This is a genomic window from Brotonthovivens ammoniilytica (assembly GCF_025566885.1).
Classification (GTDB): Bacteria; Bacillota; Clostridia; order Lachnospirales; family Lachnospiraceae; genus Brotonthovivens; species Brotonthovivens ammoniilytica.
The window spans coordinates 24,031-46,770 of record NZ_JAOQJQ010000010.1 but is presented as its reverse complement, the minus strand read 5'-3'; the positions used below and the strand labels follow the sequence as shown (position 1 = coordinate 46,770).

Genomic DNA, 22,740 nt, shown 5'->3' with positions numbered 1-22,740 from the left:
ATTTACAACTGTCTTGTCAGTTGACATGTTTATTATAACAACATATCATAAATGTGCAAGAGAAAATTAATTCTCAGACTGCTGCGGGGGTAAATGCAGGATAGTTTTGAGAATGGAAATAAAGGGTGAGTGCATGAAGCTGACATTTAAATTAAATCATAAGGAGATACATGCTGATATTGCTCCGAAGCATACGCTGCTTTGGTACCTGCGGAGAACCGCCTGTTTAAAAGGAACAAAGGAAGGGTGCTCTACAGGGCATTGCGGGGCATGCACCGTTCTGATTAACGGTGTACCCCGCCGTTCCTGTATTACCAGGATGGAACAGATAGCCAACTGTGAAATCCTGACCATAGAGGGACTAGAAGAAGAAGGCAAACAATATCCGGAGGGGATTCATCCCATTGCCAGGGCCTTTTTAGATGTGGGGGCTGTGCAGTGTGGTTTCTGCACACCGGGAATGCTGCTGGCAGTAAAGGCACTGCTTGATGGCTGCCATCATCCTTCTTTTGATGAAATATGCGCCGGACTAAAGCATAATTACTGTCGGTGCACCGGTTATGTAAAAATTATAAAAGCAGTCAAACGGGCGGCAGAAATGTTGTATCCGGAAGAAAACCAGGACAATGATTTAGAAGATCTTGAGAGAACCTGTTTTTTAAAAGGCAGGTACGGGGCCAGGATGGAATGGGTTCCAAAACATATAGTGGGACAGGCAGTCTGGGATACCGACGGCATCAAAAAAACAAATGGGACGCTGATTTATGCGGACGACCTGGAAATAGCGGATTGTTATTATGGAGCCTTTGTATTTTCGGGCGTGCCCTGTGGAAGAATCAGAAATATAGACTGCCGAAAGGTGCAGAGCCTTCCGGGTGTTATAAAGGTTCTGACGGCTAAAGATGTTCCGGGATTTAACGGATACGGGGCAATTGAAATGGACCAGCCTGTTTTCTGTAAGGATAAGGTACGTTTTTGTTATGATGCCGTGGCTCTTGTTGTGGCAGATACACCTGAGCATGCCAGAGCGGCAGCCAGCCAGGTTCATCCTGATATTGAAGAGCTGCCTGGAGTGTTTTCCATGGATGAGGCAGCTGCCTGTGGTCAGATTTATGCGAGAATGTCTCATGAAACCGGAGATGTGGAAAGAGCTAAGAAGGAAAAGGGAATTATTGTAGTGAAAAATTCTTTTGATATGCCTTTTGTAGAACATGCCTGTATGGAGCCGGAAGCGGCAGCAGCAGTTTATACAGATGAAATGATTCATGTATATACATGTACTCAGTCTCCTTTTGAGCTGCAGGGCATGATCGCTAAAATACTAAATCTTTCGTCCGAACAGGTCCGGGTAACTGCAACGCCTCTGGGAGGAGGCTTTGGCAGCAAATGCGATCCGGTGATAGAGCCTGCGGCAGCAGTAGCTGCATATGTTTTAAAGCATTCTGTAAGGATTACTTTATCAAGAGAAGAATCTATGGGTATGACAAATAAAAGGCATGCATATCATACAGAATATGAAGCAGGATTTTACAAGGACGGAACAATCTGTTATCTGGATGCAAGGCTTACATCAGACGGAGGTCCATATATGGGGCTGACACCTGGAGTTTTAGAACAGTCTCTTATTTTTGCCGGTGGACCTTACCGGATTTTAAACGGCAGAGCTTCAGGAACGGCCTGTCGGACAAACAATGCGCCGGGAGGTGCCTTTAGAGGTTTTGGAATTAATCAGGCAGCCAACAGCATGGAGTCTGTTCTTGATGAAGCTGCCAAAAGACTTGGTATAGATGTTTTTGATATCCGTATGAAAAATGCATTAAAACCGGGAGATCGGACTTTTTCCGGTCAGGTACTGAAAGAAAGCGTGGGTATGGAGGATGCCATAGCAGCCTGTAAAGTTAAGACCCTAAAACTGCTGGAAGAATATCAGAAAAACTGGCCGGACAGAAAGTTTTTTATGGGGGCAGCCTGTGGATATAAAAATGTAGGTGTTGGCAAAGGAGCCGTTGACGACGGGGGTGCTAAGATCACACGCCTAGAAACAGGCAGATACCTTCTTGCGGTTACCGGAATTGATATGGGGCAGGGATTTCGTACGGCTATGAAGCAGCTTGCATGTGAGGTGCTTATCTGCAGTCCAGATGATATAGATCTGATAAACGGAGATACTAAAAGGACGCACAAGCATTACGGAGCGGTCAGTGAGCGTCAGACGTTAAACAGCGGCAGAGCGGTTGTAGAGGCGTGCAGGCTTTTGATTCAGAAAGACTGGAAGCCAGGATTGGCAGTATCCGCGCAATACCAGTATCAGGCGCCTGAGACATATGCTCTTACTGACCGAAAGGCACGGCAGATAAAAGGAGATGCATACAGAAATTATCCGACTTATGCGTATACCGCTCAGGCTGTGATTTTGGAAAAAATATCAGAAAAGACAGTGAAAGTAAGGCACATGATCGCTGCCCATGACGTGGGGAGAGCCATCAATCCACATATCATTGAGGGTCAGATTGAGGGCAGCTGCTCTATGGGGATTGGATACGCTTTAAGTGAGTGTTACGAAGTGGAGCGGGGATACCCTGTTCAGAAAATGTTTGGGCAGCTAGGGCTTCCTAAAATAGAAGATACGCCTCGTTATGATATCATTCTCATTGAAGACCCGGAGGAGGAAGGACCTTTTGGAGCAAAAGGAATTTCGGAGGTAGCAACAGTTCCGTCTGCGCCGGCAGTGATGAATGCAGTTTCAAAGGCCTTTGGGCGGCGGATTACAAAAGTGCCTATTTTAAAATAAATTTACGAAAGGGACCATATTTACGCGGCTGATATAGTATAATAATTTCAGATAACAACCTATTATGGAAAGGGGGATTTTTTATGAAAATAGAGTTTCTTGGCGCGGCTCATGAGGTAACAGGAAGCTGTCATTATTTACAGGCCGGTGATAAGCATATTTTAATAGACTGTGGGATGGAGCAGGGACCGGATATTTACGAGAATCAGGAAATTCCGGTAAATGCCGCGGATATTGCTTATGTATTTATCACCCATGCTCACATTGATCATTCCGGATTACTGCCGCTATTATATGCCCGGGGATTTCGGGGGCAGATTTTTGCAACTACGGCTACCTCTCAGCTGTGCGATATTATGTTAAAGGACAGTGCGCATATACAGATGTTTGAAGCAGAGTGGAAAAACAGAAAAGCCCGCCGGGCAGGAAAACCGGAAGTTGTTCCTATGTATGATATGAATGATGCCCAGGGGGTGCTTACGCACTTTGTTCCATGTGAATACGGGGAAAAGATTGCTGTCTGCGATGAAATTACAATTCGATTCCAGGACGCGGGACATCTTCTGGGCTCAGCCTTCATAGAGATCTGGCTGAGGGAGGAAGGAGAAGAAATTAAGCTGATTTTTTCGGGAGATCTGGGTAACGGGAACAGACCATTACTGAGGGATCCTATGATGCCGGATGAGGCAGATTATCTGATTATAGAGTCTACGTATGGAGACAAAGTACACTCAGTTCCTCCGGATTATGCTCTAGAGCTGGCCGCACTTATGAAAAAGACATTTTCAAGAGGCGGAAATCTTGTGATCCCGGCATTTTCGGTGGGAAGAACCCAGGAAATGCTGTATCATATCAGAAGAATTAAATCAGAGGGGATGCTGCCGGAATTTTCAGACTTTGAAGTATATGTAGATAGTCCCCTGGCAGTGGAGGCGACGAATATATTCAATAAAAATACAGAAACATGTTTTGGCAGTGATGCAAAAGAGATGATTGCCAAAGGTATTAACCCGATTCAGTTTTCGGGATTGAAAAAATCCGTATCCAGTGATGAGTCCAAGATGATAAATTTTGTAAAGAAACCTATTGTGATTATTTCTGCTTCCGGAATGTGTGAGGCCGGACGGATCCGCCATCATTTAAAACATAATCTCTGGCGTCCAGAGTGTACGATTCTTTTTGTTGGCTATCAGGTGCCAGGGACATTGGGCTTTCATCTGTTAAACGGGGCGAAAGAGGTGAAGCTGTTTGGCGAAATGATTCATGTCTGTGCGGATATTGTAAATCTTCCGGGAATCAGCGGCCACGCAGACCGGAACCATCTGACTTCATGGGTTCAGAGCATGAGCAAACTGCCGGAGCGTATTTTTGTGGTTCATGGAGAGGACAGTGTTTGTGACGAGTTCGCAAAACATCTGCACGAGGTTACCGGATGTGAATGTACAGCGCCGTACAGCGGCGACAGCTATGATCTGAATCGTAATGTGTGTATTGCGGCGGGCAGCAGAAAAGCCGCCGGTAAAAAAAGATCAGCATCAAAAGCATCTTCCAATATTTTTGCAAGACTTCTGGCGGCAGGTCAGCGTCTTATGGCTGTGATTCACAAAAATGAAGGGCGTCCCAATAAAGAACTCAGCCAGTTTGCGGATCAGATTAATTCATTATGTGATAAGTGGGAAAAATAAAAATATACCTGCTGTAAGATAAGTGACAGGTAATAAAAAGAAAGTTTTTGCAGCATAATATAAATGCGTTGAAGAAATATTACAATTGTTTTAAAGTATTATTAAATCATGGAGAAGTTGGTAGAAAATGAAACTTTTTACTTTTTTTTGTGGTCTAATTGTTAAAGAAAAGCATTACAATAAAAGAAAAGTATAAGAGGAACAAGCTATGACAAAACAAGTAGGAAAAGTATTTGGTGTTACACTTCTGGCTGTATCATGCGTTGGACTGGCAGCAGGATGCGGCAAAAAAGAAAGTGTGGAGATGGATACAAAAAGTCTTGCCCAGGAGCTGCAGGACAGTGGAATTTTTGAAGGCACTTTAAAAGAGGCGGATGCATCCACAGCATCTTATATGGTGGCGGCAGCGAAGGATACAAATGTGGAACTGTATATGGGAGAGGATGGCAGTAAATCAGATGAGATTCTGATTCTGACAGGTAAGGACTCTTCTTCCACAGAAGAAAATAAAAGTGCGGCAGAGACACATTTAAAGGATATTACCTCTTCTTTTGAGGATTATATTCCGGAAGAAGCTGCTAAAGCGGAAAATGCTGTTCTTGTTGATCAGGATAAATATGTAGTGCTGTGTATTTCCGATGATTCGGATACTGCAAAACAGATTATTGAGAAATATTTAAATGGTGAGGGCAAGCAGGCTAAGGCAGATACTGACAGCAAAAAAAAAACGAACAGTTCTGATGGAACATCAGCAGATGTAGAAGATAAAACATCTGATTCCGGTTCGGATTCCGGGGAAACTGATAAGACCCCGGAACCGGATTATGATAAAATTGAGAGTAATGACAGTGTAAAAAAATATGGCGGAGTGGCAGCGGTAGGAAATCAGGGATTTGAAATTTATAATTACCATGAAAATGCAGCTAAGAATTACGCGTCCCTGGTAACAAAAGCTGCGGACAAGTTAAAAGGCGTATCAACGGTCTATGATTTAATTCCACCCACCAGTGTGGGGATTACGTTCCCGGATAATCTGAAAGATAAGATCAGCAGCAGCGATCAGGCTGAGGCGCTGGATAAAATACATGGCTTCATGGGAGCGTCTGTAAAATCGGTGGATTTATATGATAATCTTATGAAACACAGAACAGAGTACATTTACTTTCGAACGGACCATCACTGGACCGCTTTGGGAGCATATTATGCATACGAGCAGTTCTGTAATGAGAAAGGCATAAAGCCCAATGCCTTAGCAGATTATAAAACAGTAGAGTACAGTGGATTTTTAGGTTCCTTTTACAAAGATACAAAAAACAGCAAGGCTCTTGGAAATACCCCGGATACTATCAAGGCTTATCTGCCCAAAGGTAAAGCATCCTTGGATGTAACTGCACAGGACGGACAGAAGTATACCTGGGATGTAATTCATGATGTCAGTGATTATGGTGCATCTTTAAAATACAGTACATTTATTGCCGGGGATAATCCCATGACTGTCATTAAAAACAGCGATATTACAGATGGCTCCTCCTGTGTAGTAGTAAAAGAGTCCTTTGGAAATGCGTTTATTCCTTTTCTGGTAGATCATTACCAGACCATATATGTCATTGATTACCGTTACTGGAACGGGGATGTTGCATCCTTTGCGAAGGAGAAAAAGGCGGGAGACGTGATTTTTATAAATAACATATCTATGACCAGAAGCGATTTCCTGATTGGAAAGCTGGCAAAGGTTATAAAATAGCGGAGAGAAAACATGGTTTTTAGCAGTATAATTTTTCTATGTATGTTTCTTCCGGTAGTGATGGCGGCATATTTTATATGCCCCCGCCGCTTCCGGAATTTAATTTTGCTTATATCAAGTTTATTTTTTTATGCCTGGGGAGAACCGGTTTATATATTAATTATGCTGTTTTCAACAGTATTTGATTATATAAACGGACTGCTTTTGGAATGGTTTGATGTCAGGGAAAGATTTCGTGCCCGTAAAGTGGTAATTGTGGTTTCGGTAGTTGTAAATCTGGGGATTTTAGGATTTTTCAAATATACTGATTTCTTTATCTCCAATATAAATGAGCTTACGGGGTCTGCCATTGGATTGTTACAGCTGGCGCTTCCTATCGGAATTTCTTTCTATACATTTCAGACTTTATCATACACCATTGATGTGTATCGGAGAAAAGTAAAAACTCAGCATAATCTTTTAGATTTTGCAACTTACATTAGTATGTTCCCCCAGCTTATTGCAGGACCTATAGTACGGTACAGTGATGTTGAAAAAGATATCCATGACAGAAAGACAAGTCTGGATCTCATCGTAAGAGGGGCACAGCGTTTTCTTTTGGGCCTTGGAAAAAAGGTTCTGCTGGCCAATCAGATCGGAATGGTATGGGAGGAGATCTCTTCCATGGGACAGCTTAGCACATCCCTTGCCTGGATGGGGGCTTTGGCATATACCTTTCAGATATATTTTGATTTTTCCGGATATTCGGATATGGCGGTGGGACTTGGACAGATTTTTGGGTTCCATTTCCCGGAAAACTTTCGCTATCCCTATCAGTCTAAAAGTATTACGGAATTCTGGCGCAGATGGCATATTACTTTGAGCAGCTGGTTTTTAGAATATGTGTATATTCCTTTGGGAGGAAACCGCAAAGGCAGAGGAAGGCAGATCGTCAACCTGTTTATTGTATGGTTTTTAACAGGCTTCTGGCACGGAGCAGGCTGGAACTTTATTATGTGGGGCCTGTATTTCTTTGTGATTTTATTGATAGAAAAGCTATTTCTGCTAAAACTGCTGGAAAAATGTCCGGCTGTGATACAGCATATTTATTCTGTATTTCTGATTGTTGTGGGCTGGGTGATTTTTGCCAATACAGATTTATCTGTTATGGGCAATTTCTTTAAGGCAATGTTTGGTATCGGAACCGGTGCTGCCGGAGGATTATCCGGCTATTATTGGCGTACTCATATAATATTAATTATAATTCTTGCAATTGGTTCTACCCGGATTCCGAAGATTTTGTGGCGGCTTAGCCTAAAGAAAATTTTTGCAAAGGCAAAATACCGCGTGCTGGCAGTGAATATACTTTGCCTTGCAGTACTCTTTTTGAGTCTGGCTTTCCTGGTTGGGGATACGTATAATCCGTTTTTATATTTTAGATTTTAAGAGGTGCGGCAGATGAAAAAAATTAGAATGATTTTTATAATAATTGTTTTTGCGGCTCTGGCGCTTCCAGGATTATTTATACTGATAGTGCCGGATAAATCTTACTCTGAGAATGAAAACCGATACCTGCAGACCCGGCCGAAGTTTTCTGTAGATAAAATCTTTTCCGGGGAGCTTCAGCAGGAACTGACGGATTATTTCAGCGATCAGTTTGTGAAAAGAGATTTTTGGACTGCAACAGCTACAAAAGTAAAGAAAGCTGCGGGCTATGATGATATCGGCGGTGTTTTTCTTGGCAAAGATCATTATTACTTTGAAAAAATAGAAGATTCAGATATTTCAGCAACAAGATATAATCAGAATCTTAATTTTGTCAAACAGTTTCTTAAGAAACATGAAGACCTGGATTCTGCCGTGATGATTGTACCCTCCCCGGGAACGGTGTTAAGTGATAAACTTCCTCAGGGGGCTATGCTTTATAATTCTGATGGAATGTATAAGCAGGCAGAAACTATACTGAAAGGAAACGGATTTATTGATATCCGTCCGGAGTTAAAAGCTGCATCCGGAGATTATATCTATTACCGGACAGATCATCACTGGACTGCTCAGGGTGCCTATATCGGTTATCAGCAGTATTGTAAGAAAAAAGGACTTAATGTGAAAGACTTTGACAGTTTCCAGGCAGCAGCGGTTACAAAGGATTTTTACGGGACTTTATATTCTAAGGCACTGGATTCTGCAGCTATACCGGATACCATTGAGCTTCCGCAGAATCTTCCGTCTGTATCAGTGGAATATAACGGAAAAGAATATGACAGTATTTATGATGACTCGAAGCTGGAAACAAAGGATAAATATGCAGTATTTTTCGGAGGAAATTATGGTGAAGTGGTAATTAACACATCGGCCGGGACCGGAAAACGTCTGATGGTAGTAAAAGATTCCTTTGCAAATAGCATGATTCCATATCTGCTGGAAGATTATGACCAGATTATAATGGTTGATATGAGATATTACAGAGGGTCATTAAGCAAAGATATCAGGGAAAATAAGATTACGGATATCCTGGTATTATATGAAATGAGTAATTTTGCGGAAGATGGAAATCTTTATAAACTAAATACTTTTGAATAATTGGTTCCCCTGCTTGGCAATTTCGGGAAATATGGTATAATAACGCCAGAATGTTGAAAAATGCAGCATGAGGTGGATGTATATGAATATCAACGATATTGCAGAAATGGCAGGGGTTTCCCGCGCCACTGTATCCAGATATTTAAATGGAGGGTATGTCAGTCAGGAGAAAAAAGATTCTATTAGAAGAGTGATTGAAGAGACCGGTTATGAGCCGTCCCGGCAGGCCCAGATGCTCAGAACAAAAAAAACAAGAGTGATCGGTGTTGTCATACCCAGAATCAATTCTGATTCCATCAGCCGGATGGTGGAGGGTATCAGTAAAGTTTTGCTGGAGGCGGGCTATCAGCTGCTTTTGGCAAATACCCAGAATCAGGAGCAGGAGGAGCTGAATTATTTTCAGACACTGAAAAATTATCATGTGGACGGTATCATTCTTGTGGGAACTATTTTCACGAAAGCCCACAAGAGGGCGCTGAAAGAACTGGATATTCCCGTTGTTATTTTAGCTCAGCAGCTGGATGGATACCCTTGTGTATATTATGATGACAGACGGGCAGCTTATGAGCTGACAGGATATATGCTGAAGGAAAGTAAAAATCCGGGCTATATAGGAGTTACATTAAAGGATCAGGCAGCCGGCTTTCGGCGGCGGGAAGGATTTTGCGAGGCATGCAGTGAATGCCGCATAATCTGTCCGCCGGAGAATATGGAAGAGGCTGATTTTTCCATGGAATCTGGATATGAACATGCCAGGGAGCTGTTTGAACGGTCGCCTCAGATAGATGCGGTTTTCTGTGCTACAGATCAGATTGCCTATGGAGCTGTTTTATATCTGCGGGAAACAGGCCGCAGCATCCCACAGGATGTGCAGGTTGCAGGGATTGGAGATTCTCTGATTGGCCGGTTAATGGAGCCAAAGCTTACAACCGCCCATTATTTTTATAAAACCAGCGGAATGGAAGCGGCTAAGATGCTTCTGGGACTGGTTAAAGAGCAGACAGAAAGTCTGAAGGAAGTAAAAATGGGGCATCGGCTGGAATTGAGAGATTCCACCTGGTCCAAATAAGAAAATAGCGGAAAAACAGCATCAGAAGAAAGCGGACGCTTAAAAAGATACAATAAAAGGACGAAATCTTATTCCGAAAAGTAAGGTTTTGTTCTTTTTTTATATTTTTATAAAAGGATCCCCAAAGATGTGGACTTCCGGAAAAATGAAACGTATTGCAGGCGGCCGGCTTGCCAAAACAGAATCTTCAAATTGTCAAAAGAAGCAAGAAATTTGGCTAAGTTGCATAAATAAAGGGAACTGTATTTGTAGAAAATACAAATTTACAAATTAAAATTAATTGTTATAATTTGAATATAAGAGAACGATCTCACATATGAAAGAAAAGATATAGATGGTAGTGCTGTAATATCATTATATATAAATGAGAACGATATCATATAAGGGAGGAAGAGAAATGGATTACAAGGATACGGCCAGACAGGTATTAAAACAAATCGGCGGAAAAGAAAATCTTATTTCAGCGGCTCATTGTGCTACAAGACTGCGCCTGGTAATTTCGGATAATAAAAAGTGCAGCAAAAAGTCACTGGAAGCAGTTGACGGAGTAAAGGGTGTTTTTGAAGCTTCCGGACAGCTGCAGATTATTTTCGGAACGGGTGTGGTAAATAAGGTTTATGATGAATTTATCAAGGCTGCGGATATACAGGCGTCCAGCAAAGAAGATGTTAAAAAGGCTGCGGCTTCTAAGGGAAATTTGTTTCAGCGTTTTATTAAAATGCTGGGAGATATTTTTGTACCTATTATTCCGGCGATTGTTGCCAGCGGATTTCTGATGGGCATTATGAATACACTGGATTTTATGAATAACAGTGGAATTATTCATATTAATACTTCGGGCTCGCTGTATGTATTTGCTACGTTATTTGCCAATACGGCATATACATTTCTGCCAATTTTAATTGCATTTTCCGCGGCAAAAGTATTCGGCGGAAATCCGTTTTTAGGAGCGGTAATAGGTATGATTATGATTCATCCCGATCTGCAGAATGCCTGGACGGTTGCTACAGAGGGAGTTCTTAATATGCAGGAGGTTTTTGGCGGATTATACAGTATAAAGCTGGTAGGTTATCAGGGCCATGTAATTCCTGTTATTATAGCCGTCTGGGTTTTATGCATGATTGAAAAACGGCTGCATAAAATTGTTCCTGCTATGCTTGATTTATTTGTAACACCTCTGGTTTCCGTATTCGTTACCGGATACCTGACCCTGGCAGTGATCGGACCGGTATTTGTCACCGTTGAAAATGGAGTTTTAAATGGTATACAATGGCTGATTGCGATACCTTTTGGAATTGGTTCCTTTATAATGGGCGGACTCTATGCGCCTACTGTTGTAATGGGTATCCACCATATGTATACCATTATAGATTTGGGACAGTTGTCTATGTATGGACTTACTTTCTGGCTCCCACTGGCTTCTGCCGCCAACATTGCCCAGGGAGCGGCGTGCCTTGCTGTAGGAGTGAAATCAAAAAATGCCAGAAATAAAAGTCTTTGTCTGCCCTCTGCGCTGTCTGCCTTTATGGGGATTACAGAACCGGCCATTTTTGGTGTGAATCTTCGATTTTTCCGGCCGTTTCTTGCAGGCTGTATCGGAGGGGCATGCGGAGCAATGTATGCATCCATTGTCCAGCTGGGGGCGTCGGGAACAGGGGTAACCGGAATTTTTGGTATTTTGTTATGTTTAAATATGCCTCTTTCTTATATTATTATGTTCGCGATTTCGGCAGGGGTGGCGTTCTTTGTATCTTGGGCCATTACACCCCGTGCTCTGATTGATCCAGATGAAAAAAAGGATGAGGATTCCGAAGATACAGAGCTTGAAACAATGACAGAAATTACGAAAAAGGATTCAGCGGATATAGAAAAGAATACAGAAGATACAAAAGAACTACAGCCGGACGGCGGAGCGGATGCTGTGCTGGAACTGCCGTCACCTCTTTGTGGAGAAGTTGTATCTTTAGAAGAAACAGGGGATGAAACGTTTGCATCTGGGATGCTGGGAACCGGAGCGGCCATACGGCCGTCTTTGGGAGAAGTAAAGGCGCCATGCAATGCGGTTGTATCTGTAGTCATGGGACATGCTGTGGGCCTGGTCTGTGATAATGGAATAGAGCTTTTGATTCATGTTGGAATCGACACGGTACAGTTAGAGGGAAGACATTTTGAGACGCTGGTTTCAGAAGGGGAACATGTGACGGCAGGGACGCTTTTGATGAGGTTTGATGGAGAGGCTATTGTGAAAGAAGGATATCCCATCATAACTCCGGTTATTATAACCAACAGCGATATGTATAAAGAGATTTCTGTACCGGCCTTTGGAAATATCAGCACCAAGGACACATTGTTCAGAATTAATCAGTAAATGAGGAAATGAAATTTTATGCGTGTAAAAGAAGATTCAGCAGCATTTTATAAAACAAAAGAAGCGTGGAAGGAGGCTATTCAAGAAAGGGAACGGGCGGCCGCCTATCAGGCGGCTGAGGACCCATGGAGGCAGAAACTGCATTTAATGCCGCCAGTTGGCTGGCTGAACGATCCCAACGGCCTTTGTTATTTTAATGGAGAATATCATGTTTTTTATCAGTATTCACCCTTTTCTGCAAATGGAGGAAATAAATACTGGGGGCATTATAAAAGCCGGGATTTGATTCATTTTCAGTCATGTCCGGTAATGCTTTATCCTGAACACAGCTGGGATGATAGGGGGGTTTATTCCGGTTCGGCGCTGATTGATCATGGAAAGATGTATCTTTATTATACCGGGAATGTAAAGCTTGAGGGTGATTATGATTATATCCGGAACGGAAGGGAGCATAATACAGCTGTAGCAGTGAGTCTTGACGGAATTACAGTTCAGGAAGAAAAACTTCTGTTAAGGAATGATGATTATCCAAAAGATTTGACCTGTCATGTGCGGGATCCGAAAGTATTTGCTTATGAGGGAAAATTTTATATGGTTCTGGGAGCCAGAACTAAAAGTGATATCGGGCAGGTACTGGTATGGGAATCTGAAGATAAGCTGAACTGGAGGCATATTAATACGTTAAAGACAGAGAAGCCTTTAGGATATATGTGGGAATGTCCGGATTTATTCTGCCTGGATGGACAATGGATTCTTATGGTATCGCCCCAGGGTGTTTCTCATGAGTCTTACCGGTTTCAGAATATTTATTCCAGCGGCTATTTCTTGGTATATGGAGATTTCAGGACCCAGGCATATTTAGGGGAATACAAAGAGGCAGATATCGGTTTTGATTTTTATGCGCCTCAGACATTTCAGGCACAGGAGCGGAGGCTTTTAATGGGCTGGATGGGAATGCCTGATGCGGAGTACAGTAATCCAACGGTGGCTTATGGATGGCAGCATTGTATGACCATTCCAAGAGAGCTGAAGTATGCAGATGGGATGCTGAAAATGGAGCCTGTCCGGGAGTTAGAGCAGCTTAGAGGGGAAGAAATAAGAGTTTGTGTTTCTGGAGAGTCTGCAGTGGAGTGTCCCAGGACAGCGGATATTCTGGTTGATAACCATTCGGAAGAATTTTACTTTGAATACGATCAGACGTTCTGTCTGGAGTGGAAGGCAGGATGTCTGCAGCTTCGGTATCTGAATAAAGATTATGGGCGGACATGCAGAAAACTGCGGCTTAAACATCTGGATAAACTCAGAATCATTATTGATGTATCCAGTGCAGAAATATTTGTAAATGCAGGGGAAGCGGTTTTCAGCAGTCGTTTTTACAGAAATACAGAACGTCTGTTAAAGGTTTCCGGGGTGTTTGATATGAAAATTTACGGCCTGGACTGTGAAAATATCCAGGTATAAAATTATGTTAAATGAGCGGAAAGCATTAATGAATACAGGAAATCAGAGACCGGAGGGGCGTAGTCATATGCTTGTCCTTGTGCCATACAGCTAACAGCTGGTTACGGATAATAAGGTCTTTAATTTCAACAGAAACCAGTGTTTTGTCAGCCAGCTCCTTTTTTACTAATACCTCAGGGAGGACGGTAATGCCAAGACCGGCTTTTGCTGCCTCTATCAGAGCGGAAGAATTTACGCTGGTCCATGCAGGGTGAGCTTTATAGCCGGAAAGGAGCAGCTTACTGTCTAATGCATCCCGGATGGCGCTGCCCGGTTCCCGCAGCAGGAGCTGCCGGCTGCAAAATTCACTAATAGAAGCCGGCGGGCGTTCAAAGGACAAATATGTTGGAGCGCACAGGATTTTTAGATTATATTCGGCAAAGCAAAAGCTTTCAAAGGGGGCATGAGGGGTTGCGCCTTCTACCAGGGCCAGATCTGCATTTCCCTCATGAAGCGCCTGCAGGGCATTTGCCGCACTGACCACGTTTACGTATACGGGAACATTCGGGTGATATGTTTTAAAGCGGTTTAGTATACCGGGGAGCCAGTAAGAGGCTAGAGTAATGCTGGATACAATATTGATGGGGGCCTGCAAATCCAATCGACGGATTTTTTGTTCCAGAGATCTGCAGGCAGTAAGGATCGGCGTGATCTCTTCTAGCAGCAGCTTACCGGCTGCTGTCAGCCGGACCTTTTTAGAAAGCCGGTCAAAAAGCAGTGTACCGGTGTATTCCTCCAGCTCGCGGATGGTATGGGAAACCGCAGACTGAGTAATATAAAGATTTTGGGCAGCCCTGGTGAAATTTTCTGTCGAGGATACTTCTTTAAATATCATGTAGTGGCGCAGTGACAGCATTTTTGGGAACCTCCTGATAATTATCATGAAAAAAACTAATGACTTCCAGAATATTATATCGTTTTTCAGATAACAGAACAAGTGATATGATATTTGATATAAAACTAAGGAAGTGGAATAAAAGGTATGAAAGAGATCAGGCAGGAAAGCAGCAGGAAAAAAGAAAAGATTATAACTTATTTGTGGCTGATGAAGGTAAATATGTTCATCAGCGCTTTTACATTTGGCGGAGGATATGTAGTGGTCCCCATGGTAAGGAAATATTTTATAGAGAAAAAGCATATGTTTTCGGAAGAGGAATTGATGGAAATGGCGGCGATAGCTCAGTCAACACCAGGGGCTATCGCTGTTAATATGGCGTCTCTGGCAGGTTACCGGACGGCAGGGAAGATTGGGATGCTGATTAGCTGTGTGTGTGCGGTAATTCCTCCTGTTCTGATTTTATCTGTTGTGTCCGTGTGCTATACAGCTGTTATTTCCAATGAAGTGGTGGCAGCTGTGCTGAAAGGAATGCAGGCGGGAGTAGCTGCGTTAATTGTTGATTTTATTGTAGATATGACCCGCATGATTCGAAAAGAGAAATCCAGGATTTTGGACCTTCTTGTGATATTGTCTTTTGCAGTCAGTTTTTTTACCAGTATCAATGTGATTCTTGTGCTTTTATGCAGCTGTGCGGTATGTATTCTACGGGTATGGATGACGAACAAAAAGGCGGTGGGATAAATGGGGCAGATTTTACAGCTGATGTATGTGTTTTTTAAGATAGGAACATTCAGTATCGGCGGAGGCTATGCCATTATTCCACTGATTCAGGAACAGGTTGTGGAACATTATCACTGGGTAAGCCGTCAGACATTTACGGATATTGTTACCATATCTCAAATGACGCCGGGGCCTCTTGCCGTGAATACCTCCACTTTTATTGGAATACAGATTGCCGGTATCCGGGGAGCGGTTTTTGCCACGGCCGGGTGTGTGATTTCCGGCGTCTGTATTTCTGTATTACTGTACCGTTTTTTTAAAAGGCATCGGCAGTCGAAATATATTCTTGAAGTATTAAACGGGCTGAAAGCAAGTTCTCTTGGATTGATTATTTCGGCAGCAGCTACGATTCTTCTTCTGGCTTTTGCAGGTACAGAAACTATCAGCCGGAAAATGACCTGGGACTGGATAGCAGTCGCAGTTTTTATCAGTACCTTCATTGTTATACGTAAGTGGAAAATAAATCCCATTCTGGTTATCATTGCAGCCGGAATCATCGGGGGACTTGTTTATTCATAATCCTGCCATGAGATTGCGGCATATGCTTATTAGGATTTAACTGTTCCCTGATTGCTTCCAAAGGCATCAGGGGCTTTTTCTTTTATATACTGAATAAATAATTCTGTGTTTTTATTCATGGAATATGGGTTCCAGGTCATGCACAGCCGGATGGGAAAGGCATCTGAGATGGGGATCAAATGAAGGTCCCTGGTGTTCATACAATAATCGCTGGCAATAAAGGATAATCCGGAACCGGCCCGGGCAAGGGCTACAATGGTCTCCATATCCTTTAAATAGTGAATACGGTTTTTGCTCTGGCCCCGGTTCATGTACAGAAAAAACGGCAGCAGGGAATGCTGAAACGGAGCATCCTGAGATTCCAAAAGCAGAAGGGTTTCGTTTACTATTTCTGAAAAACGGATGGCCGTTCTGTGAGCCAGAGGATGATGTTTAGGAACAGCCAATGCAAGCTGATCCTGATGCAGTGTTATGGTCTGCAGAGGATTTGGGCAGGATGTTGCAGCAGATAACAAAAAACCTACCTGAATTTTATCATTCAGCAGATCGGAAAAAATCTGGCTTGGGGAGCTTCTATCAATTTGTACAGTAATATTTTTGTTCTCTTCCTGAAAGGAAAGGATCCAGTCTGGAAGCTGGTGATTGAAAGAACCGGACATGTGGTGGATATGCAGCGTATCAGGAGTAGAAAGAGCGGCCGCACGTACACGGTTTACCAGCTGTGTATGTTTGGCAAACAGTTCATTTGCTTCTGAAAGCAGAGTCTCACCTGCGGGAGTAAGAGTTAATGAATGATTTCCACGGTCAAACAGGACTACCTGGAGTTCTTCTTCCAGCAGACGGATTTGTTTGCTCAGGGCAGGCTGGCTGATATACAGTTCTTGAGCGGCTCTGGATATATTCAAATGTTTTACCACCACCAGAAAGTATTCAAGAGATCTAAGGGTCATGTATCGTTTTCCTCCTTGCACATAACTATATAACTTTAGGGTTATAGTTATAGCTCAAAAAATATTAGTATTTTAATTCAAAATACACTAAAATCTATATAAATACAATAAATATTTGGGGAAATTGTATTGAAAGTATTGAAATGTAGAGAAAGTGGAGGTTATACTATGAATCAAAATTCAGCAAAGAGTAATTTCGGAAAGATGGGCTGGCTGATTATTATTTATGTACTGTTTTTGTATATGTTTTCCAGCACTCCGCCGGATACTCTGAATGTAACGGCAGAATTTTTCGCGGGGGCAATGGGATTAGATTCCAGCAATGCCCTGCTGGTATTTTCAGCAGTGGGAGGTTTTGTGGGAATACCGGTGGCTCTGATTTTCGGTCAGATTGTATCAAAAGTAGGTGTAAAATGGCCCACAGTTATTATTTTACTGATTTATGCGGTAATCTGGTTTATCAACGGCAAAGCCATTTCTTTCGGGCTGTATGCAGTGATTGTAACGATTATTACAGCCGTTTCAAATACCATTAATCTGGTGGCAACCCAGCAGATTATGAGCAACTGGTTTCCGAAAAAGAAAGGAATTGCACTGGGATGGGCCACCATGGGTATGTGCTTTTCAAGCGCTATTATGGTTGCGGTTTTCCAGGGGATGATTCTGAATGTGGGATTATCGGCACCATTTAATTTAATGGTAGTTATCTGTATTGTTATGGCGGTTATTACCGCAGTCTGGTTTAAAGCTTATCCGGAGGAAGCGGGGGCTTATCCTGACAATGAACCGATTTCTGAAGAAGAGAAGAAGGCAAATCTGGAATTAATTAATAATTATAAAAGTGATTTTTCTTTTGGAAAATTATTTAAAACAAAAGAGCTCTGGATGATAGTAATTATTTTTGGCTTTTTATTTATCGGACTTGTAGGTACGGTTTCACGAATGATACCGAGACTGGTTATCGTTGGCATTGATCAGAATATAGCAGTCCTATGGCTGACCATTGCCTCTGTGATTGGTATTCCGGCTTCGTTCTTCTGGGGATTGATTGATCAGAAAATCGGAACGAAAAAGGCAGTTGAGATTTTCTGCGTGTTATGGACAATTATGATGGCCATTGCCGCAGTAGGGTCTGCAGCAGTAAGTGTACCTGTTTCTATTATTTCCGTTGTATTTTATGCATGTCTGCTGGGCGGACTTGGAAATCTTATGCCGTCAATGGTAATTCAGATCTTTGGACGGTATGATTTCCCGCAGGCAAATAAACTGGTGGTTCCGCTTGTTGTTGGAATTCGTTCCTTTGCCCTGCTGATTGTTCCGATGATGCTGCAGATGAGCGGAATTGGAAACGAGAGTGCAGGTTACCGAAATGTCTTTATCGTATTTATGATATTATCACTGGTTGTGACGATACTGGCTTTTGCAATTAAAGATAAAACCATAGGTAAGATTTAAGTTTATAAGGAGGATATATCAGATGAAAAAAGTAGGCGTATGTGAAGAAGAAAAAAGATTATCATATTTTAAGTTTTATGAGCAGCCACTGGCTGAAATTCCCCAGGAAAAAATTGATATTTTAAATGCAGGACCAGCTGATCCGAAAACAGGAATGGGAATTGAGGATAAAAATTTATTTTTAAAGGGAGACATTGAGGGATTCTGCAAAACAGGCTATGGTGTCCGGGAAGATGGAACGGGTTTTGTATGCAATACTACATATATGCCGGGCGTAACAAGTGAAATGTTAGACTGGTGGTTTCCATGGCATTCTGTAGGCTCCGATCTGCGTTATAAAATCTGGGATCCAGAAGATCATTATTTTGCAAAAGCAGACCGGGCAGATTATGTCTGCGATCCGGCAGTGCCTATGAATCAGAAAACATGGGATGTAAATCACTATATCCTGGAAGATATCGGAATGGGACCGGAATATTTAAAGCTTTGTTTTAAAAGACCGGCGGATTTTGGATATGATGAATCTATTATTGGTACGGAAAACTGTACCTCTATGGTATGCGCTATTGGAGAAAGCAGCTGTGCGGCAGCTATGACACATAAATGGCATCCTTACAAGGATGGGGTATTGTTTGAATCACGATTCTGGATCGGGTTTAAATGGGAGGACGGCAAGATCGTAAGAGGTCTTCCGGAAGGTGCTGCAATTCCGGAATTTGTGCCAAAAGCTTTATTCGGCCACAATATTAAGGAATTTTCAAATCTGGCGGCAGTTCTTCCTAAGGTATATGCCCAGGAGAAAGATATTTTTTAGGAAATCAGGAAGTTTTATCTAATATGTATAGGTATATATAAGGTCTTTTATGGAAACGGAGTAACCCATATCTTATAGTTTGACACGGTCTTTAAGCAAGTGTCATTATAGGATATGGGTTATTCTGTTTTGAACAGCATAGCCTTTGTTAAGTATACTTGATTATATTTTCTGAAAAAGACGGATTTAATGAAATTTATTTACCGTAGAATTCGTTGATTCCATCGAAGAATGCCTGGATATTATCCCAGCTGGAAAGCGGCGGGATATCGCATCCGGAGGAAACCACAAAGTTTTTGTAAGAACCGCATTTTTCCAGAAGTTCTATTGTATTGGCCTTTACGGATTCCGGTGTTCCATTGCGGAACTGGCCGGCAGGATCTACATTACCCATTGCAATGATATTTTCAGGAATGTGTTTCATCATTTCAGACATATCAATAGCGTTGCCAAAGTGAAGAACACGGCAGCCGTTCTGTACGATAGAATCAATCTGCTGGATGGTACAGTTGCCGCAGTTATGGTAGCCTACAAGAAAATCGTCTGTCTGTGTTGCCGCGATAATTTTCTTTACATATTCACAGGAAAATTCTTCTTCCAGTGCCGGTGATAAGAGCCCTGCAAGAGGTTCTGCCATTAATACACCGTTAGCGCCTACTGCTTTATAAGCATTAATATAATTGATCAGGAATTCAGAAACCTTTTCCAGTACAGTATGTACCATATCCGGTTCATCGTAACAGTAAATCATTGCTTCGGAAACGTCCATCAGTCTTCCTGCCAGTGAAAAGGGACCAATAACTCCGGCAAAGACCGGTCTGTCGTTAATCAGCTTTACAGATTTTTCAATAGCGTCAATATAGATCTGTGTACGGCCCGCTCCAAGTTCCGGAACCTTTAAAGCGTCGGCATCTTCCTCGGAATTAACGATACTTCCAGTTACTGTAGGTACTTCGTCATCAGAGAAGTGTACAGTAGAACCAAAGGCTTCTGCCTCTAGAGAAAGGTCCATCATGCTGACAGCAGCAGCAGCTTCCGGTGTTGAATCAGCAACAATTTTCATTGCTTCCGCTTGTAAATCGCTGGATGCAATTAATTCCTTCACGGTAATGCCCATTTTCTGGATAGCAGGGAATGATAATACAAGAAATCCTTTTTTCTGATCAGCAGCAAGTATATCATCTACCCATTTTGTCATATTCTGTTTCATATTCCGTTCTCCTTTTACTATTAGACTTAATCTAGTTGTTGGGCCTATTATAATGTAAAAAAATTATATTATCTGTGATAAAGTCTTATATAAAATGTAATTTTTTTGGAAAAATATTAGATATAGAAATTTTTTTATTTGACTGACAAAAAGAAAAATATACAGGAAATAAGAAAAATTAAATATTAAAAAAACAGAGAGTATGATACAATAAATGAGTCTTCAAGAGATTCCAGAGGACAAATCAAAGAAGGGAGAATTTGAGTAAATGAAAAAGAATGTTAGCTGCAAAAAAATGATTGCGGCGATGTCGGCAGCGATTCTGGGAATTTCGTTAATTCCGATTCATGCGATGGCTGCAAAAAGCAGTCCGGATTTCCAACTGGAAATTGCCAAACTGCCTGCAGAGGATTACAGCGGAGGAAAGATTCCGGGCAGTTTTGACCAGTCTTACTATAATTATCCGAAACACATGGTTCAGCCATATGTTTCTTTGCCGGAAAAGTATGATCTGCGGGATGAGGGGCGGGTAACACCTGTAAAAGACCAGTCTCCTTACGGGAGCTGCTGGACTTTTGGAGCGATGTCGGCCATCGAATCTTATATGGGAAACAGCGATGACTTATCTGAACTTCATTTGGAACATTTTGTTTATTCTCTGTACCAGGGGGAAGGGATGAATCTTTTACAGGTGGAAAACGGCTTGGATTTAGGAGGAAATGCAGATATGACAAACAGTCTGCTGTCTTCCTGGGGCGGAGTCGTACCGGAAGAGGCGGCGCCTTATGAAGCGCCCTGGACAGTAGATGCAGCGCTGAGAAATGAATCTGTGGGACACCTGCAGAATGCAGATTATCTGCCGGGTCCTGCGGTGTTTGATGACGAAGTAAATAAAACCGGGTATCATCTGGATACAGCAGCCATGAACAATATAAAACAGATGATGATGCAGTACGGCGTTATTGACATGTCTTACAATGCTGAGCAAAATCTTCCGGGCCAGCCTGAGGGAAATACATATTGGAATGGGGAAACAAGCTCTCAATATATGAATACTTATATGCCGGCGAATCATGAAATTTCCGTTGTGGGATGGGATGACAATTATTCCAGAGATAATTTCTCCATTAAGCCGGAAGGCGACGGTGCATGGATTGCAAAAAACAGCTGGGGAAGTGACTGGGGAGAGGAAGGATATTTTTATATTTCCTACTATGATCAATCTCTTTGTGATTTTACAGTGTTTCATATAGACCAGCCGGAAAATGATCTGTATGAGTATGACCATAATTATCAATATGATTATCTCGGGACTGCCAGTTTATTTAGACCAAATCCAGTAAATATAAAAATCGGGATGGGAAATGTCTTTGTGTCAGAACAGGATGAAATCCTGACGGCAGTGTCAGCGATAACAAGAAATCCCGGCAGTGAGGTGGAAATCCGGATTTACAAGCTGAGTGACGGACAGGAGCTTTTGGATGGACAACTTGTGTATGAACAGATTGAAACAGTGGAATACGGCGGCTACCATACGATCGTTCTAGATAAATCTGTTGCGCTGAAAAAAGGGGAGCGTTTTGCAGTAACTGAATTTGTAAAGGGAAGAGACGGTTATTTTATAAATATTGAAAGTGGCTTTGGCAAAGACGTATCAGAATTATATGGTTTGCCATATAAGCAGGACGTGGTCATAGAACCCGGGCAGTCGTATCTGCTGCAAGAAGAGGAAGGCACCGGAGAGCTTGTGGCAGAGGATATTTATGAAATACCTGGCGTAAATGGAATGAAATTTGGAAATGCAGAAATCAAAGTATTTACAGAAAATCAGGAAACAGTTCCGGAGCTGATGTTAAATATGGACTGCTTTGACGCAGAGGGCAGGCTGATAGACAGTAGCAGGCTTTTGTCAGACCATACACAGATACGGCTTTCTTCTGACACGGAATCAGTATCTTTTGAAAAAGCCGGGCAGAACGGTGAAGGAAGCTATCAGCTGAGCCTGGGAGGAGAGCCTTATACAGAAGGAACCCTGATTTCAAAAGAGGACCTAAAAGGCGGCTTGGAGATATCTTTAGTATCTGCGCCTAGAGGAAATGCAGATGCCAAGATTGGGTATCAGTTTGTAACAGAGACTGTTCCGGAAAAAGAACCGTCAGAAAATGAAGATGGAGATAAAACACCGGGGACAACAGATCAGCCAGAGGACAATACCGGCGGCGATCAGAAAGATCCGGGAAAACATCCATCGGACGAGCTGTCAGATAATAAGAATCCTGGTATGTCAGAAGGTTCAGGAGCAGATCAGACCGCACAAGATAAATTAAAAAAGGATACAAGTCCAAGAACAGATGACTATGGGAATAAACCAGCGCTCTGGGGATGCATTACAGCTGCCGCCGCGTTGGGAGCTGCTGTAATTATTAGAAAAAAGAAATATTATTCATAAAAATTG

16 protein-coding genes are annotated in these 22,740 nt (G+C 42.3%); 13 read left to right on the top strand and 3 right to left on the bottom strand.

The genetic code is table 11. The features are described from left to right. Positions 1-112 precede the first annotated feature (112 nt). From OCV88_RS15685 to OCV88_RS15650, 8 genes are all read left to right on the top strand, one after another. Positions 113-2,791, top strand: coding sequence for a molybdopterin-dependent oxidoreductase (locus OCV88_RS15685; RefSeq protein ID WP_158426387.1), 2,679 nt, complete (start codon positions 113-115; stop codon positions 2,789-2,791). 83 nt (positions 2,792-2,874) lie between these two features. After that, positions 2,875-4,476, top strand: a complete 1,602-nt coding sequence (locus OCV88_RS15680; protein WP_158426386.1) for an MBL fold metallo-hydrolase RNA specificity domain-containing protein — start codon at positions 2,875-2,877, stop codon at positions 4,474-4,476. A gap of 208 nt (positions 4,477-4,684) precedes the next feature. Beyond that, positions 4,685-6,220: a DHHW family protein gene (locus OCV88_RS15675; RefSeq protein ID WP_158426385.1), complete on the top strand. Its 1,536-nt coding sequence runs from the start codon at positions 4,685-4,687 to the stop codon at positions 6,218-6,220. A 12-nt stretch (positions 6,221-6,232) separates the two neighbouring features. Then, a complete protein-coding gene (locus OCV88_RS15670; protein WP_158426384.1) occupies positions 6,233-7,645 on the top strand; it encodes an MBOAT family O-acyltransferase in 1,413 nt (470 codons plus the stop codon). A gap of 12 nt (positions 7,646-7,657) precedes the next feature. Next, positions 7,658-8,782 carry a DHHW family protein gene (locus OCV88_RS15665; RefSeq protein ID WP_158426383.1) on the top strand — a complete coding sequence of 375 codons (1,125 nt, stop codon included), beginning with the start codon at positions 7,658-7,660 and terminating at the stop codon, positions 8,780-8,782. An 82-nt stretch (positions 8,783-8,864) separates the two neighbouring features. Continuing rightward, entirely contained in the window at positions 8,865-9,851 is a 987-nt protein-coding gene (locus OCV88_RS15660; protein WP_158426382.1) for a LacI family DNA-binding transcriptional regulator, read from the top strand. A gap of 397 nt (positions 9,852-10,248) precedes the next feature. Further along, positions 10,249-12,219, top strand: a complete 1,971-nt coding sequence (locus OCV88_RS15655; protein ID WP_158426381.1) for a PTS sucrose transporter subunit IIABC — start codon at positions 10,249-10,251, stop codon at positions 12,217-12,219. An 18-nt stretch (positions 12,220-12,237) separates the two neighbouring features. Then, a complete protein-coding gene (locus tag OCV88_RS15650) occupies positions 12,238-13,680 on the top strand; it encodes a glycoside hydrolase family 32 protein (RefSeq protein ID WP_158426380.1) in 1,443 nt (480 codons plus the stop codon). A gap of 25 nt (positions 13,681-13,705) precedes the next feature. On the opposite strand, the gene OCV88_RS15645 is transcribed toward OCV88_RS15650, so the two are convergent. Next, positions 13,706-14,575 carry a LysR family transcriptional regulator gene (locus tag OCV88_RS15645; protein WP_262591493.1) on the bottom strand — a complete coding sequence of 290 codons (870 nt, stop codon included), beginning with the start codon at positions 14,573-14,575 and terminating at the stop codon, positions 13,706-13,708. 126 nt (positions 14,576-14,701) lie between these two features. On the opposite strand from OCV88_RS15645, the gene OCV88_RS15640 reads away from it, so the two are divergent. Both OCV88_RS15640 and OCV88_RS15635 read left to right on the top strand, forming a co-directional pair. Continuing rightward, on the top strand, positions 14,702-15,298 hold the full coding sequence (locus OCV88_RS15640) for a chromate transporter (protein WP_158426379.1): 597 nt from the start codon (positions 14,702-14,704) through the stop codon (positions 15,296-15,298). After that, complete coding sequence (locus tag OCV88_RS15635) at positions 15,299-15,856, top strand: chromate transporter (protein ID WP_158426378.1); 558 nt, start codon at positions 15,299-15,301, stop codon at positions 15,854-15,856. A gap of 29 nt (positions 15,857-15,885) precedes the next feature. On the opposite strand, the gene OCV88_RS15630 is transcribed toward OCV88_RS15635, so the two are convergent. Further along, the gene (locus tag OCV88_RS15630; protein ID WP_158426377.1) at positions 15,886-16,806 is read right to left on the bottom strand and encodes a LysR family transcriptional regulator; all 921 of its coding nucleotides are present in this window, start codon (positions 16,804-16,806) and stop codon (positions 15,886-15,888) included. 168 nt (positions 16,807-16,974) lie between these two features. Here OCV88_RS15630 and OCV88_RS15625 point away from each other — a divergent pair, with 168 nt between their 5' ends. After that, positions 16,975-18,261 (top strand): MFS transporter, encoded by a 1,287-nt coding sequence (locus OCV88_RS15625; protein ID WP_158426376.1) that lies wholly within the window; start codon positions 16,975-16,977, stop codon positions 18,259-18,261. A gap of 22 nt (positions 18,262-18,283) precedes the next feature. Further along, positions 18,284-19,075, top strand: coding sequence for a DAPG hydrolase family protein (locus OCV88_RS15620; RefSeq protein WP_158426375.1), 792 nt, complete (start codon positions 18,284-18,286; stop codon positions 19,073-19,075). A gap of 196 nt (positions 19,076-19,271) precedes the next feature. Here OCV88_RS15620 and OCV88_RS15615 read toward each other — a convergent pair whose 3' ends face one another. After that, complete coding sequence (locus OCV88_RS15615; protein WP_158426374.1) at positions 19,272-20,285, bottom strand: uroporphyrinogen decarboxylase family protein; 1,014 nt, start codon at positions 20,283-20,285, stop codon at positions 19,272-19,274. A 268-nt stretch (positions 20,286-20,553) separates the two neighbouring features. Between OCV88_RS15615 and OCV88_RS15610 the strand changes: the two genes are divergently transcribed. Continuing rightward, positions 20,554-22,734, top strand: a complete 2,181-nt coding sequence (locus tag OCV88_RS15610; protein WP_158426373.1) for a C1 family peptidase — start codon at positions 20,554-20,556, stop codon at positions 22,732-22,734. The last annotated feature ends 6 nt before the right edge of the window (positions 22,735-22,740 follow it).

Bases quoted from the DNA above. Each gene is read 5' to 3' on its own strand.
- OCV88_RS15685 (WP_158426387.1), top strand. From the start codon at position 113: ATGGAAATAAAGGGTGAGTGCATGAAGCTGACATTTAAATTAAATCAT.
- OCV88_RS15680 (WP_158426386.1), top strand. From the start codon at position 2,875: ATGAAAATAGAGTTTCTTGGCGCGGCTCATGAGGTAACAGGAAGCTGT.
- OCV88_RS15675 (WP_158426385.1), top strand. From the start codon at position 4,685: ATGACAAAACAAGTAGGAAAAGTATTTGGTGTTACACTTCTGGCTGTA.
- OCV88_RS15670 (WP_158426384.1), top strand. From the start codon at position 6,233: ATGGTTTTTAGCAGTATAATTTTTCTATGTATGTTTCTTCCGGTAGTG.
- OCV88_RS15665 (WP_158426383.1), top strand. From the start codon at position 7,658: ATGAAAAAAATTAGAATGATTTTTATAATAATTGTTTTTGCGGCTCTG.
- OCV88_RS15660 (WP_158426382.1), top strand. From the start codon at position 8,865: ATGAATATCAACGATATTGCAGAAATGGCAGGGGTTTCCCGCGCCACT.
- OCV88_RS15655 (WP_158426381.1), top strand. From the start codon at position 10,249: ATGGATTACAAGGATACGGCCAGACAGGTATTAAAACAAATCGGCGGA.
- OCV88_RS15650 (WP_158426380.1), top strand. From the start codon at position 12,238: ATGCGTGTAAAAGAAGATTCAGCAGCATTTTATAAAACAAAAGAAGCG.
- OCV88_RS15645 (WP_262591493.1), bottom strand. From the start codon at position 14,575: ATGCTGTCACTGCGCCACTACATGATATTTAAAGAAGTATCCTCGACA.
- OCV88_RS15640 (WP_158426379.1), top strand. From the start codon at position 14,702: ATGAAAGAGATCAGGCAGGAAAGCAGCAGGAAAAAAGAAAAGATTATA.
- OCV88_RS15635 (WP_158426378.1), top strand. From the start codon at position 15,299: ATGGGGCAGATTTTACAGCTGATGTATGTGTTTTTTAAGATAGGAACA.
- OCV88_RS15630 (WP_158426377.1), bottom strand. From the start codon at position 16,806: ATGACCCTTAGATCTCTTGAATACTTTCTGGTGGTGGTAAAACATTTG.
- OCV88_RS15625 (WP_158426376.1), top strand. From the start codon at position 16,975: ATGAATCAAAATTCAGCAAAGAGTAATTTCGGAAAGATGGGCTGGCTG.
- OCV88_RS15620 (WP_158426375.1), top strand. From the start codon at position 18,284: ATGAAAAAAGTAGGCGTATGTGAAGAAGAAAAAAGATTATCATATTTT.
- OCV88_RS15615 (WP_158426374.1), bottom strand. From the start codon at position 20,285: ATGAAACAGAATATGACAAAATGGGTAGATGATATACTTGCTGCTGAT.
- OCV88_RS15610 (WP_158426373.1), top strand. From the start codon at position 20,554: ATGAAAAAGAATGTTAGCTGCAAAAAAATGATTGCGGCGATGTCGGCA.